Source organism: Phocaeicola vulgatus ATCC 8482, from assembly GCF_000012825.1.
Lineage (GTDB): Bacteria > Bacteroidota > Bacteroidia > Bacteroidales > Bacteroidaceae > Phocaeicola > Phocaeicola vulgatus.
In genome coordinates this window covers 1,215,132-1,227,642 of sequence record NC_009614.1, presented here as the reverse complement: position 1 = coordinate 1,227,642, position 12,511 = coordinate 1,215,132, and the positions used below count along the sequence as shown (strand labels likewise).

The 12,511-nt window shown below is 48.9% G+C and carries 18 protein-coding genes and 1 pseudogene; 2 read left to right on the top strand and 17 right to left on the bottom strand.

The annotated features are described in order from the left end of the window. Positions 1-32: 32 nt before the first annotated feature. The 15 genes from BVU_RS04685 to BVU_RS04615 all read right to left on the bottom strand — a co-directional run bounded on the left by BVU_RS04685 (position 33) and on the right by BVU_RS04615 (position 9,971). The gene (locus tag BVU_RS04685; RefSeq protein WP_011964946.1) at positions 33-980 is read right to left on the bottom strand and encodes a fimbrillin family protein; all 948 of its coding nucleotides are present in this window, start codon (positions 978-980) and stop codon (positions 33-35) included. Positions 981-1,016: 36 nt separating this feature from the next. Further along, positions 1,017-1,883, bottom strand: a complete 867-nt coding sequence (locus BVU_RS04680; RefSeq protein ID WP_011964945.1) for a hypothetical protein — start codon at positions 1,881-1,883, stop codon at positions 1,017-1,019. Beyond that, positions 1,873-3,936: a tetratricopeptide repeat protein gene (locus BVU_RS04675; protein ID WP_011964944.1), complete on the bottom strand. Its 2,064-nt coding sequence runs from the start codon at positions 3,934-3,936 to the stop codon at positions 1,873-1,875. The genes BVU_RS04680 and BVU_RS04675 overlap by 11 nt, the downstream gene beginning before the upstream one ends. Positions 3,937-3,945: 9 nt before the next feature. Further along, entirely contained in the window at positions 3,946-4,500 is a 555-nt protein-coding gene (locus tag BVU_RS04670) for a DUF3575 domain-containing protein (protein WP_008670592.1), read from the bottom strand. Continuing rightward, the gene (locus BVU_RS04665; RefSeq protein ID WP_008670593.1) at positions 4,497-4,781 is read right to left on the bottom strand and encodes a DUF3127 domain-containing protein; all 285 of its coding nucleotides are present in this window, start codon (positions 4,779-4,781) and stop codon (positions 4,497-4,499) included. The genes BVU_RS04670 and BVU_RS04665 overlap by 4 nt, the downstream gene beginning before the upstream one ends. 2 nt (positions 4,782-4,783) lie before the next feature. Continuing rightward, complete coding sequence (locus BVU_RS04660; protein WP_041174515.1) at positions 4,784-5,029, bottom strand: hypothetical protein; 246 nt, start codon at positions 5,027-5,029, stop codon at positions 4,784-4,786. A gap of 13 nt (positions 5,030-5,042) precedes the next feature. Continuing rightward, positions 5,043-5,261, bottom strand: coding sequence for a hypothetical protein (locus BVU_RS04655; RefSeq protein WP_011964942.1), 219 nt, complete (start codon positions 5,259-5,261; stop codon positions 5,043-5,045). 38 nt (positions 5,262-5,299) lie between these two features. After that, positions 5,300-5,743, bottom strand: coding sequence for a hypothetical protein (locus tag BVU_RS04650; protein ID WP_011964941.1), 444 nt, complete (start codon positions 5,741-5,743; stop codon positions 5,300-5,302). 5 nt (positions 5,744-5,748) lie between these two features. Beyond that, the gene (locus tag BVU_RS04645) at positions 5,749-6,021 is read right to left on the bottom strand and encodes a hypothetical protein (RefSeq protein ID WP_158303733.1); all 273 of its coding nucleotides are present in this window, start codon (positions 6,019-6,021) and stop codon (positions 5,749-5,751) included. Positions 6,022-6,100: 79 nt separating this feature from the next. Then, on the bottom strand, positions 6,101-6,445 hold the full coding sequence (locus BVU_RS04640; RefSeq protein ID WP_011964939.1) for a hypothetical protein: 345 nt from the start codon (positions 6,443-6,445) through the stop codon (positions 6,101-6,103). A gap of 133 nt (positions 6,446-6,578) precedes the next feature. Continuing rightward, the gene (locus BVU_RS04635; protein WP_011964938.1) at positions 6,579-6,854 is read right to left on the bottom strand and encodes a DUF2786 domain-containing protein; all 276 of its coding nucleotides are present in this window, start codon (positions 6,852-6,854) and stop codon (positions 6,579-6,581) included. Between the two features lie 10 nt (positions 6,855-6,864). Beyond that, the gene (locus BVU_RS04630) at positions 6,865-7,302 is read right to left on the bottom strand and encodes a hypothetical protein (RefSeq protein WP_011964937.1); all 438 of its coding nucleotides are present in this window, start codon (positions 7,300-7,302) and stop codon (positions 6,865-6,867) included. A gap of 19 nt (positions 7,303-7,321) precedes the next feature. Beyond that, positions 7,322-8,239: a toprim domain-containing protein gene (locus BVU_RS04625; protein WP_011964936.1), complete on the bottom strand. Its 918-nt coding sequence runs from the start codon at positions 8,237-8,239 to the stop codon at positions 7,322-7,324. 156 nt (positions 8,240-8,395) lie between these two features. Further along, positions 8,396-9,490 (bottom strand): DUF4373 domain-containing protein, encoded by a 1,095-nt coding sequence (locus tag BVU_RS04620; protein WP_011964935.1) that lies wholly within the window; start codon positions 9,488-9,490, stop codon positions 8,396-8,398. A gap of 28 nt (positions 9,491-9,518) precedes the next feature. Beyond that, on the bottom strand, positions 9,519-9,971 hold the full coding sequence (locus BVU_RS04615) for a DUF4373 domain-containing protein (protein WP_008670158.1): 453 nt from the start codon (positions 9,969-9,971) through the stop codon (positions 9,519-9,521). 174 nt (positions 9,972-10,145) lie between these two features. On the opposite strand from BVU_RS04615, the gene BVU_RS22665 reads away from it, so the two are divergent. Beyond that, complete coding sequence (locus BVU_RS22665) at positions 10,146-10,280, top strand: hypothetical protein (protein WP_256156147.1); 135 nt, start codon at positions 10,146-10,148, stop codon at positions 10,278-10,280. A 15-nt stretch (positions 10,281-10,295) separates the two neighbouring features. On the opposite strand, the pseudogene BVU_RS23085 reads toward BVU_RS22665, so the two are convergent. After that, a pseudogene (locus tag BVU_RS23085) lies at positions 10,296-10,415 on the bottom strand (hypothetical protein); the annotation flags it as partial. A 471-nt stretch (positions 10,416-10,886) separates the two neighbouring features. Further along, a complete protein-coding gene (locus BVU_RS04605; protein ID WP_008666681.1) occupies positions 10,887-11,492 on the bottom strand; it encodes a DUF5033 domain-containing protein in 606 nt (201 codons plus the stop codon). Between the two features lie 439 nt (positions 11,493-11,931). Here BVU_RS04605 and BVU_RS04600 point away from each other — a divergent pair, with 439 nt between their 5' ends. Continuing rightward, positions 11,932-12,501, top strand: coding sequence for a DUF3575 domain-containing protein (locus BVU_RS04600; protein ID WP_005844422.1), 570 nt, complete (start codon positions 11,932-11,934; stop codon positions 12,499-12,501). Positions 12,502-12,511: the final 10 nt, after the last annotated feature.

Here is a 12,511-nt window from a genome sequence, read left to right as displayed (position 1 = left end):
ACGGGGACCGGAGTCCCCTGTTGTTCTGTAATTTATTTGACCGGTACAAGCGTTACGTCGGATTCGCTTGAACCCCATGGCTCGATGGTTACGGACTGTCCGTTCTCGCCTCCGATTTCCGCGTCATTGGAGCGCATCGTTATCGAATAGATATATCTCTTTCCGGCTTCCCAGCTTATCTGGGGAATGGAATAGGTATAGGTTGCCCCGTCGATGACGACCTCCATGCTGACTTCTCCGGATGCCAGGCTCATGGGATAGATTGCGGCGGCGAAGTCTACCGACGGGTTCCCCTGTGCCGGAATGGTCGTGTTGGGAGTCCATGAGAGTTCCGTGGATGTCGGGGAGAAGATGATCCTTCCGTTGTCGTTCAGGTTCATTGTCCCCGAGGTTCCGAACTTGGCCGCCTTGGATTTCAGTTTCGCGGATGTCAGGTTGCCGTCATTATGATATTCCGGAGAAACTTTCAGACGGATGACGAGCTGGGACAATGCATGTTTCATGGGAATGACGGCATCCGTTTCAATGACCGACACCTGGTTTGTGCTCTTTCCCCACATGTAGTCGACAGAGGTTCCCGCATTGATGGGAACGGGGACTTTGGTACCGTCAGCGACGGCCTGGTTGTATGGGTAATACGCCCATATCGTCGCCTTGTCCGAAAGAAGATAGACGGGTTTTGCCTGGCTCCATCCGGCCGCTGTTTTTGTGGACTTGTTGTTCTGCGCGTCATAACGCGGATAGACGTCCCCCCATCCGGTGGCCTTGTACATGAACAGCCCCATGGCGTCATTTACCGCCCATTCGGTTTTCGGCACGAAGCCGGCCCTCGTGTCCGTGCCGACTGTCGGCACAATATTCAGTACGGAGGCTGAAACCCCGTCTATTTCCGGTTGTTCGTCCACTATTTCCTTGTTGCTGCATGAAGCCAGCATCCCGGCGGCAATTACCGCTGCCGAAATCATAATTCTTGTTTTCATTTTTCTTGTTGATTTGGTTTTGTTATAATTATAGTCTTATGGAAATTCCGTTTCGGGGGTGTCCTCCCAGTCCGGGATGATGACCGGCCCGCCAATCTCCAGTTCCCTGCCGATGTGCAGGTCCAGCTCCAGCGAGATCTCGTCACCGTCGAATCCCCGCAGATACGGGGTCAGGTCAACTGACTGCCGTTCATTGAATACGGAGTCCTCCTCCTTCATCAGAACCTCTACGGCAAGAATGTTCTCTGCCGCCGGACTGAATCCGAACACATAAAGGCCCGCCGTCCATACATTGTCGGCCTTCTTTGCGAAGGAGGCGGTCGCACTTGCGGTTCCGGTCCTTTCACGGGAGGCCAGATACCTGGCCGTAGAGATTCCCGAAAGGGTACAGTTCAAGCCGGACAACGGTACGGTGTTGCCGGACACGTTAATCTTTATGTTCAGTTTCTGGACAAAAGCCGCAGGCTGTATCCTTACCCGTTTGGGATTCCGGTATTCAAGCCTTTCACTGAAGGCCGAGGAACAGCAGAATTTCTGTACCTCTGAAATGTGCGCCTCCCCGTCAATGGTGTCAGTCCGGACGGACAGACGCGTCTCATGATAGTCATTCCTGTCCAGCAGTTCATAGTTCCCCGTATAGAACAGGAACCTGTATGCCCCCTGGGGCAGGCTCCAGCGGAGTGTATCCTGTGTGAACGTTGTTCCTTCGGAATACGGCACATCCGTTCCGAAAGGGATGACGTGTCTTTCCTGGGGGACAGGCGGCTTTTCCTTTATTCCGCTGAAATCGCACCAGGCTACAAGTTCTCCTTCCCGGATGCAGAAGTCCTCATTGAAATTGCAGCCGCCGAGCATTATTGCGGGGAATGACGCAAGTACCAGTACTTTTCTGTCAATATTCATCTTTGTATAAATTATAAGTTTCAATAAGCGTGTTTATTTCGGGGTCCAGCCGTCCGCGCCATATCTTGCCGGCATCCTGGTCGCATGACCTGACATATGACTTGACGGCATCCTCCTTGCGCCCCAGGCGGCTGTACAGGATGGCGAGCAGGTAGTTCCGGTCTGATGTGTCCCGCTGTTCCCGCATGATCTCAAGCGCACGGGCGTCATAGCCGAGCGACATGAGGCAGACAGCGGTATTATAGTCTGCCGGGTAGTGCTCGTCCAGCAGGGCAAGAGCCTGTTTGTACCTCCTGTCCTCTATCATCCGCACGGCAGCCATATAGGTGCTGTCGATGACCGGCATCACAACCGTGTCCTGAATCATGTCCCGCCGGTGGAGATGGAACAGGAATTCCACTCCGCGCAGGAGAGGATAATGCTTTTCCCGGATTCTCCTGTAATCCTCCGGATATTTTCTCAGGGCGTGCTCACGGATGTCCGGATTCCTTGTTTCCTCCATGATCCGGAGCAGTTCCGGCCGGTGTCTCAGGGTGTCGTCTTTTGCGACAAGTCCGCGCAGCCTTTCCCAGTCTTCCCCCCGCCATGCAGGGCGGAAGATGGTGTCAACGCCTTCCGTATCCTCCGTACGTCTTGCAAGGTACTTCTTCAGTTCCGTCGCACGTCCCCTGGACAGGAACAGATTCATCCCCGCATCACCCTCCGGAGATGAGGTCGCGGTCATCAGCACGCTGTCTATGAGGAACTCTCCTGTATAGTTTATGCTCCGTATCGCCTTGAACACCTTGTCGATTTCCGACCTGTTGTTTCCGGTTTCCTCCCGGAACTCGGTACTGCCTGTCTTATAGGCCACGTATGCGCGCAGGCTTACCTCGTCCTTGCGGGTGACAATCTTCTTTTTATAGCGGGGAGTCCGGTCAAGGAACTGCACCATGCTCGATATGAAATAGGTGATCGTGTCCGACGGCGGAAGCGGGGTACGTGTCTCGTCCTTGGAAAGGATCAGTCCGTCAAGCGTCAGATCTATCCTTTTCGTGTTTTCCGTGGCCGGGAGCTCCTGCTTGTAGTAATAGACGAACTTGTTCCCTTCCCGGATGACCGTATCCAGACGGGCCGGCTCATACGGAAAACGCACATATTTGTCATACATGGCACCGGCCTGTTCCTTTCTCTTCTGGTTCTCCGCCATCTTGCCGTAATCGGTGAAACGCCTCGTGATGACGGCGGAATCTTCAGGGGAGATGCTCCGGGTACGGATCTTATATCCGCCTTCGGCAAACATCCTCCATCTGGAAGGGATATATTTCCCTTCAAGCTCCCTGGTCATCCAGTAGGCGGGAAGATGCTCCAGGATTGAATTGTAGCCGGCGATGGCTCTCCGGTTCTGCTCGACACGCCAGTTGAACAGGGCAAACCGGGCATTGGCCTTGTCCGACCAGTCAATCCAGCGTTCTTTCTGCAGCACCTCGTGCTTCCAGGCCTGGAAGTATTCCTCTTCCAGTTCGGCCAGCGCCTTCCTGTAGCCTTTCCCATCGAACAGTTTCTGCAGGTACAGGCTGTCGGGTATAATGGAGTTGATGAACGCCTGGTAGCGCATATAGCCTCTTTTCTGCATCTTGGCAAAGTCAGCCCCTGAAAGGAAGATCCTGTCCAGGTATAACGTATCCGAAGGCTTGTAGGCCACCGGGGCCAGCTGGAGTTGCCACTTGTTGCTGACCAATTCTCCCGGAACCGTTACGACAAAATCCAGGTTTATCTTCCCGTTGCGTTCAGCCACCTGCTTGCTTCTGGCCATAACGGTAATTTCGGACAGTTCCACGGAAGTGATCTCCTCACCGGTCACGCTGTCTTTCTCGGCCCGCGTGACGATATGCCGCTCACCCTTGTCGTCTGTCCATGCTATCTGTTCCGGCACCTTGCAGGCCGTATCCGTTGTCGCCTCCCTCACCCCGGGCTGCGAAATGCGCACGCGTGCCAGACGGTGCTCCGATCCGCAGGAAAGGAGCAGGCCCGAGAGCAGTGCAAACGGTATGATACGTTTTGTAGTCCTCATCCTTCCCGCTTAAAAAAGATACACGACATTGAGAGCTGCACGGGTCGGAAGAAAATGCCAGCCGTACTCCTGTCCGACAAGGTCCCCGCAGCGTTTGCACAGATATTTGTCATAAGCCAGCCATACGGCACCCGCACCGGCTTCCCATTCAAGGTTCCAGCGCCTGCCTATCTGGTAGGCCTTCCCGATACTTAAACCTACTCCGTAGCCTTCCCCCTCGTAGCGGTACTTGTTGCCGAACAGGTTCCCCACGCTGTAGGTGCCGGCCGTACCGTACATGCCGATGAATCCGCCCATGTAGCTTTCCAGCAGCCAGTAGCGTACTCCGGGGGCCGCATAGAAATTGCGGAACTGCCGGTTGCGGCCGAACTTGAACGGGTTGTACTGCACGGGCAGGTGCAGTGACCATTTACGGTTCAGCGTCATGGAAGCCTCCAGATTCAGGTTGGTCGTTGCCAGACCGATCACATTGGTACGCAATGAGTAGGACTGTGCCGATACCGACAGGAAGAATGCCAGCAGTCCCGCACACAGAAACAGCTTTTTTCCCGTATTCATTCTCATGCCTCCTTTGCTTTGATGACGGTCACCTCCCAGGCCGTCAGGGTATTGAACCACCGGTTCTCCCACTGGCGGGCGGAACAGTCAAATTTCACATGCACAGTCTGGCCGGCTTCAACCGCATACCGGTCGATGTTGGCGTTCATCAGCTGCAGGCACAGGCTCTGCGGTCTGCTTTCCTCCGTCTCGAGGACAAACTCCCGGCTCTTCCACTCGTTGCCGGAAGTTTTGCCGACCCCATCCTTTATGGGAAGTACGGCGATAACTTTTCCTTGTATTTCCATTTTTAATCGGTTTTATTTAGCAGAATGTCACAATAGGCATCTGCATCTATTTTTTGAGATTGTATTTTATTGATTTTGAATCTGGCTTCTAAAAAATCAGAAAGTTCGATGCCTGATAAGAAAAAAGTCCTTATCTCAATATATTCTCCGGGCATTGTTAAACCTGACATCTCCTTTTGTTGCCAATATCTAACCCATGTATGAGCGTTCTTATTGAGAAGGTTGAATATAATTTGTTCTATACTCATTCTTAATTTAATATTAATCATCTTCAACGAAAGTGTTAGTCGTGTTTATCACACCAGCAGAATCAACGCTCTTACCATCCCGGATAAACACTTTTTCTCGCATTAACTCTTCATAGTCATATCGTGACATTCCGATTACACACACACGACCATCAACATACAATTTACATTTCATTAATTCAGTTTCTTCTATCGTACCGATAACATCTATTTGAATTGTTCTTTTATTCATAATTCATTCCTTTCTATATCGTTTATAGTCATATCCAGCTATTTCCGTTGAAAATCAAAAATGGCTTTCTGTAGCTCTTCACTATCTTTGGATATATGTGTTTCATCAATATGACAATAGCAATATTTGCTGCCGTAACTGCACACGTTGAATGTATTGTTCAGAATCTCGCCATATTCCCACCGTGCATTCGGATTCGGTATCCTACCTTCCTGGAGCCACTGCCATTCTGTTTTCATGTTCTCTCGATAAGCCATGTTTTTTTTTCGCTTCTCGTCCCTTTTATCTGATGCTTTTTTGTGCTCTTTTCGTTTAGCTCTAAGCATGTCCTTTGCAGTTTCAGAGTCTTTGTGAACTTCGTTGTCTTTGTAGTATGTTGCTTTCTGCCCGTGAAAACAATTAGTCCAACGTTCTTCACCTACCGCATCAGCGTTAGGTACATAACCCTCTTTTGCCCATTGTAATGCCGTTAATGCTTCCATAGGTCTTATTGTATTAAATCCAATTTAATAGCTTCAACTTTCTTAATACATCTACCATCAGGGGGAGTTATTGTGAATCCTCCATATCCTTTGACTGATTCCTGCCGGTATGCCTCCGCAGAAGATGGAGGCAGCGCTTGACAAGACGCAGCCGCCGGGTCTCCACGCAGGGAAGCACCTCCAGGGTCACCACCACCGGCGCGTCCTGCCAGGTGATTCGCGGAAACATCTCTCCGAACTGTCCTTTGGGGATGTAAAGGGCTTCCTCGCCGGTCCACATCCCCGTGTCCCTTTCGGGAGGACAGGTGAAAAGATGTCCCGTACCGTTATAGTCCACGGCAAACCAGTATGTGTTCCTCATCCTTTCTCTCCGTCCTTGTCTTTCCCGGGAAAGGAAACTGTGCCTTTTCCCAGCAGGTTCCTCACTTTTGCAATGGAGATGATGCATACAAGATTGTCCGGCTTTCCTTTCACATGGATGTACCACCTTCCGGAATCGTTTCCCGCATCGAAATGCAGGGGTTGGGTACGCGGATACCTGGCATCCAGTTCTTCTATCCGGCAATGAATCTCCTCTTTCAGATCATCCAGTGCGTTCCGGTCCTTGAGCAGGCAGTCCTTAAACTTCAGGATATGGCTCTGGAGCTCGCTGCCTTTCCTATTGACCGACGCATAAGTCTGTATATAATGTATAAAGTACATACTATTATGATTTTAACGGTTTATTCTATTTCCTCGCCCCATAAATCCAGATCACTGGGGGCGGTCCTGATCTGATACGCAAGCCACAGCATGCCCAGTGCATACAGGGCCGCAAATGATATCCACAATACTGTCATATACCACCTCCTTTTATCTGCCGGTTCAGACTGATGTTCCTGCCGTCACCCATGCCTGAGTAATACGCGGAGCGGTCGGTTCCGGTCTTTCTCGGATGTGCCTTTGAAGTGCCGGCTCCTATTTTTTCCAGGTACTTGTCAATAAGCGCGTCATGGCAGCATGTTAGGGCGGTTTCCCGTGCCTCACCTTCGGAAGTGGTGGACTCCTTCAGACGCATCAGCTTGCGGATACGTTCCATGGTTTTATCCGGTATGTCATTGTTCTGTTTCATGCTTGATCGTTTAATCCTCATCAAAATCATCCTTCTGTAAATCGTAGCCGGTCAGTACGGCTTCTTTCAACAACGTTTTCAGGTCATCTGACAGGCCGGATGACAGCAGTCTTCCGGCAATCTCTTCCGCACGTTCCTCAAGGCTTTTCTTTTCCTCCGTGCAGAAAGTGACCGTACCGAACCGGGTGGCGTATTTCCTGCCTTCTATAGTTATGTCCTGGGAGAAGTTCACGCGGGCGGCATTGCACCTGACAGATTCCCTGGCCAGACGCTTTCCGAACCATCCGGCAAAGGCCATGAGGTCCGTATGGGAACCGGCGGCCCTGTCCATGCAACGCTCAAGGTTCTGGCTCATGCCCTCCTCGAACATGACCCTCGCAAACGTTTTCCCGGCATTGCAGCCGTTCCGGACTGCCGCATCCCGGTATATTTCCTCAAATGTTTTCATCGTTCTGTTTTTTTGCTCTTCATATTTCATGTCCCGCTGCCGGACACCCGGTCTTCTGCAGGAATTCGTTAAAATCATTGCACCTGGGGTACAGGCGTTCCGACTCGTTCACCAGTATCACGTCTTCAGGAAGGAAGCTCCGTATCTTTCCCAGTGCCCCGCGTCCCGGGGCGTCGTTGTCGAGAAAGGCGTGCACCTTCTCATACTTTGAAAGGAAATCCTTTGAACGGTCCACAATGGCCGTGGAGTTCAATACGCACACGTCCAGCTTTCCAAGTGCGGGCATCTCCGGATGCTCCCTTGCGTACTGCTTGAAACTGAGAAGGTCAAAAAAGCCCTCGAAAACGGCGCAGGACCTGTTGCCTTCACTGATGCAGGTAATATCCTTGGCGTAGGCGCACCCCTTGAACATGCTGTTCCGCAATTCGAAACCCCGGTGGTCGTTGGCGAATCCGAGCGCGTATTTCTCACGCGGATTCCTCTCGAAACAGTAGTGGACCTCTACACAGTATTTACGGACAATCTCCCCGTCAATGCCACGTGAGGCGGCGTAGTCAAGCAGATGCCTGTTCTGAACGGGAATGACCTTCAGGACGGTCATCGGGGCGGCTGCCGGAAGCCTTCCTGACACCGTTTCCGGTTTCCGTATCGAAGGCATGGAAAGCTGCGGGGAGGTCCTCATCCTTCCGAGTTCCTTCATGGCCTGCGGAAAGGAGCAGTTTTCCACACGCATGACCAGATCCACCGCCCTGCCATACGTACCGTCCCCAAAATCATACCAGCGGTTCTCCTCCCTGAAAACCTTGAAGCTCGGGGAAGTATCGGAACGGAAGGGGGAACGGTACATGTCATAGCCGCCATACCGTCTGGACGGCTCGTAACCGTAATGGGAGAGGATGTCTCCCAACGGGATTGAATTGGCTTCCTGTGATGTCATGGTTATGTCGCTTTAATGGTATTTTCCGTTTGATTCCTGCCGGTCCTCACGGATGGGCAGGATGAGTTCTTTAAATTTATAAATTTATTCCCGCCATCCTCGCGGACAGCTTTTCAGGGTAATTCCATCATATTGTCAACACGGCGTTTCCGGCTTCTATGCGGAAACTGCCTGCCTCATACGGCTCAGGATAAACCTGGTGGGGCTCTTGATCCTCTTGTTCCCCCAGGTTTCCTTCAGGGCGGTGTCCAGCACCATGGGCGCCACGGAGGCGAGCTGCAGGATCTCCTGCTGGTCCCTCACCGCGACCCCCAGAAGCTCGAGCGTCTTGCGGCGGTTGCGCATGGTTTCCTCCTGCCTCCTCTGCCGGTCGGCCTCTCCGTACTCGGCGTTGTATTTGGCGATATAGTTTTCAACGAGAGGATACAGGTAGTTCCCCTTGGTCAGGTGGAAATCACTCTGCAGGATATCCTCGATCGCCTTTCCGACCGGGAATTCGGGATAACAGGCCGAAAGCCGGTATATCCAGCCGGTATAATACTCGTCCACTCCCAGATACTTGAGCTTTCCCGGAAGAGAATCCCTGTCCTCATCCTTCTCCCCTTCACCGGAGGCTTGTGCCGGAGGGGTTGGGGAGGATATTTTATTTTCTTTTATTTTATACGGTTTATTTTCGCGAGTTTTGTCCGCTTCTTCGCGAAGTTCCTTTTCAGCGGCGAACAATGTGCGTATGCGAGTCACAGCCTGCCGGATTTCCTTCCCATCCTCCGGAAGGGAAGCCGGAGATCCGCATTCATGTGCCGGGGTGTCCTGCTGTTCACAAGTGGCATGCGGTATGGTGGCGGACTCCGGTGACGGTTCCGTTTCCAGCAGAAGGATGCTTTCCGGAATGCCGGGCTTGCGGTGGATGGCCTTGCAGATGCCTACATACAGTTCCTGTATCTCCTCACTGGTCAGAATCTGTTTGTCCTGCCACAGTTCTTTGTTGAAAAGGCCCAGTTCGGCGCAGTAGTCGATGATGTCCGAAACCTTTTTCTCATCCATACGGGAATAGTCCGAGATGTCGAACAGACCGTCGGCATCCATAACCATATAGCATCCCTCGACACGGTAGATCTCGTTTACAATGAAATGGAACACACCCCAGCCTTCCATTCCAAATTTATTTTTTAGTCTCTTTACTTTCGGATCATAGAAATGATCGGTTTCGAACCTGAAATAGGTGAAACCCTTTTTAGCTGTTTTTGGCATAAGCTTTATATTTAAAGTGGATAATACATCAGCTGGCCGAAAGCTCGAACTCCTTGGGAATGTCGGGATATCGGGAGAGCAGACCGCAGGATCTGACATGATCCATATAGTTCCGCTGTATGTCAGCGGAAGTCAGGATGCGGTGTTTTTCGTATAGCTCACCGTTGAAAAGTCCGACTTGTATGCAGCCGTTGACAATTCTTGTGACATCTTCCAAAGAGGCATTCCAGTAAGAGGCCACCGCCTGCGCCGTTTCCTCGCACCACAGCAGGAGGTAGCTCCCGTTGTGGAGTGTCTCGTTTACGAGATACCGGTAAATGCTGTAACCGGAAAAACCGTATTGGCGGGTGAGTCTTCTGACTTTCATGTCAGAAAATTGGGAAGTGCTGAGCTCATAGCAAGGATGTGTTCCGCATTCCTGGCGCCGTACAGCCCGTGACAGGCGGCGGCTTGTTCCGTTTGTAAAGCTTTGGGTATTCATATATGATAATGTATAATGTTTACTGTTAAGAATTATGTATATGACGGACCGGGCTCCCACTCCTTGGGAGAATGGGACCGGTGATTATCTGGCCGGAGGAATATGGTGCTTCTTCCGGACGAACTGGACATAATTGTGGACGGTCTTCTCGCAGACGTGCGGAAAGTCCGGATAATGTTCCCGCAAGTAGTCGCCAATGCGGCTGCTGGAAATGGAGGGAAAACTGGTAAGGAGGGATGCGACGGCCTGCTCGTAGGCATGGAGTTTGTAATGCCGTTCTTTGTGCTGGAGGACTTCCTCCAAGCTTAGGGATTGAAGATGTCGTACCGTATTACGGGACACACCAAGACGACGGGCTGTCCGCGCAATGTTGATTCCCCGTGAACGAAGATCAAGGATATTGCTCCATAATATGTATTTTTCTGTTAAATTTGCCGCATCCATAATCTATTAGACAGATTTCGTAACTGGGACATTCCAGATTACGAATCTTTGATGCAGCTAAATTACCGCCCTCATGATAGACAAAAACTACATAATAAGGTGATTATTAAAGATTTCATCATAATAAATTGTTTCACTTTTATTCCCCTGTAATCAGATTGGTCACGTACAATCTGCTTGATATTATTCCTTAATCTATTTTAGGAATTCCTACAAATATAGCAAACTATATTTTCATAACCAACTAAAAGTCATAGGAATATATTCTGTTTTTAGTATCAACAGGTTCGGTGAAAAGAAAGGATAGTAGGTATTCCGTTCACACAGTTTTGTCTTGTCTTGATTATTAGACGATTGTATTTGAATGAAATACACCCCTTGTCTCTTGCTATTTTATTAAGGTATGTATACCAAGCTAGAAACAAGGGGGGAATGATGGTATATATTATAAAGTGATTATTGTATTATATATCATAAATTGTAGGAAAATGCAGCATCATGGTTTTGGGGATTATAGTTGCCATTTATAGTGACAGGAATCTGCATATATTTGATTCCATTATCTATTACTTTCATATAAATATAGCTTTGGGATTCGAATTTATAATTTTTTGTGGCATTATCGGTAGCCAGGCTGAAACCTTTAAGATACCATTTAATCAAAGAAGAAGAACATTCCGCCTGATATCCGCCATAGTAGAGGCTTCCGTCATTGTAACAGTTCATATTTAACTGGATAGTGAAAGCATATTTATGATCTATTGTTTGCTTCATTACAATTCTAAGCCATGTTTGTTCTCCTTTGGTGGCAGTTTGAATATCAAGTTCTTCTTGAGCATCAGTATGTTTTCGTAGGACAGATAGAATATGGTCGGCTTCAGAAAGGCTGATAGCCGGTAACTCACTTAATTTTAACTTGTCAGAATTGTTTTCCTCGTATGTAACGCTTCTGGCTCCATACGTTTTTTCCAGGAGATACGTTGAAACTGAGTTTTCAACGGGGTCATTACCATCTGCAGAGCAGGATGCCAAACTCATCATGACGAGCATGGCAATTATTAAATGCATTGCCTTCATAGAACTATAATTTTTTATTGTTTTTTTTGATTATGTGAATGATTGACCCATTATCATCCGATACAAAAGTAGGTATTCTTTTCATGTATCCAAATTATTTTCAAGCTTTTTTGATGAAAACACCCTCTTTTTGATGAAAATACCTGCTATGTTGGAAAGAAGGAGTTGTTTGGCTATATAAGGGGGCGTTTTTATCATGATGAAAGGATTTTCATTTATGGATGGAGAAAACTCCGTTGGTGTTCCATTTGATAGTTGAAATGTTTCTCATTGAATGGATGTTCTGTTTTTGACGGAAATAGGAACTAAGATTGTTTTTTGTTCATTCTGTATTTTGCCGAAACCACCTCTTAATAAAGATTAATTTGCCAATATCCTGTTAAAAGAATAGCCTCTACCTTTGTGATGTAAAAAATAACTTAGCTAGAGAGAATTGAATATGGTAATACGAAGATTTTTATTTTCATGGGTGTGTCTGCTGGCTTCTTCCTTATTTATGTATGGACAGGTGGCTGTTAAGACTAATGTGGCGATAGATGCCGTCGCCATACCAAACTTAGGAGTGGAAGTAGGGTTGAGCAAGAAGCTTACAGTGGATATTCCGTTTTATTATAATCCTTGGAAATACAGCGATAATAAAATGTTGAAACTGGTGATGGTACAGCCCGAGTTGCGTTATTGGCTTTGTGATAAGTTCAATGGTCATTTTTTCGGTTTCCATTTAATGGGAGGAGCATACAATACTACCGGTATTGATTTGCCGTTTTCTCCTTTCGATGATTTGAAAGACTTCCGTTATAAGGGACATTTTTATGGCGGCGGTGTCAGTTACGGTTATCAGTTTGTGCTGGGACGCCATTGGAATCTGGGCGCCACCATCGGTTTGGGTTATGCTTATGTGCGTTATAAGAAATATGAGTGTGAAGAATGTGGAGATATGTTGGAGAAATCCAACAAGAATTATTGGGGTCCTACTAAGGCTGCTCTGAATCTTATTTATATATTCTAAAAATTACGGA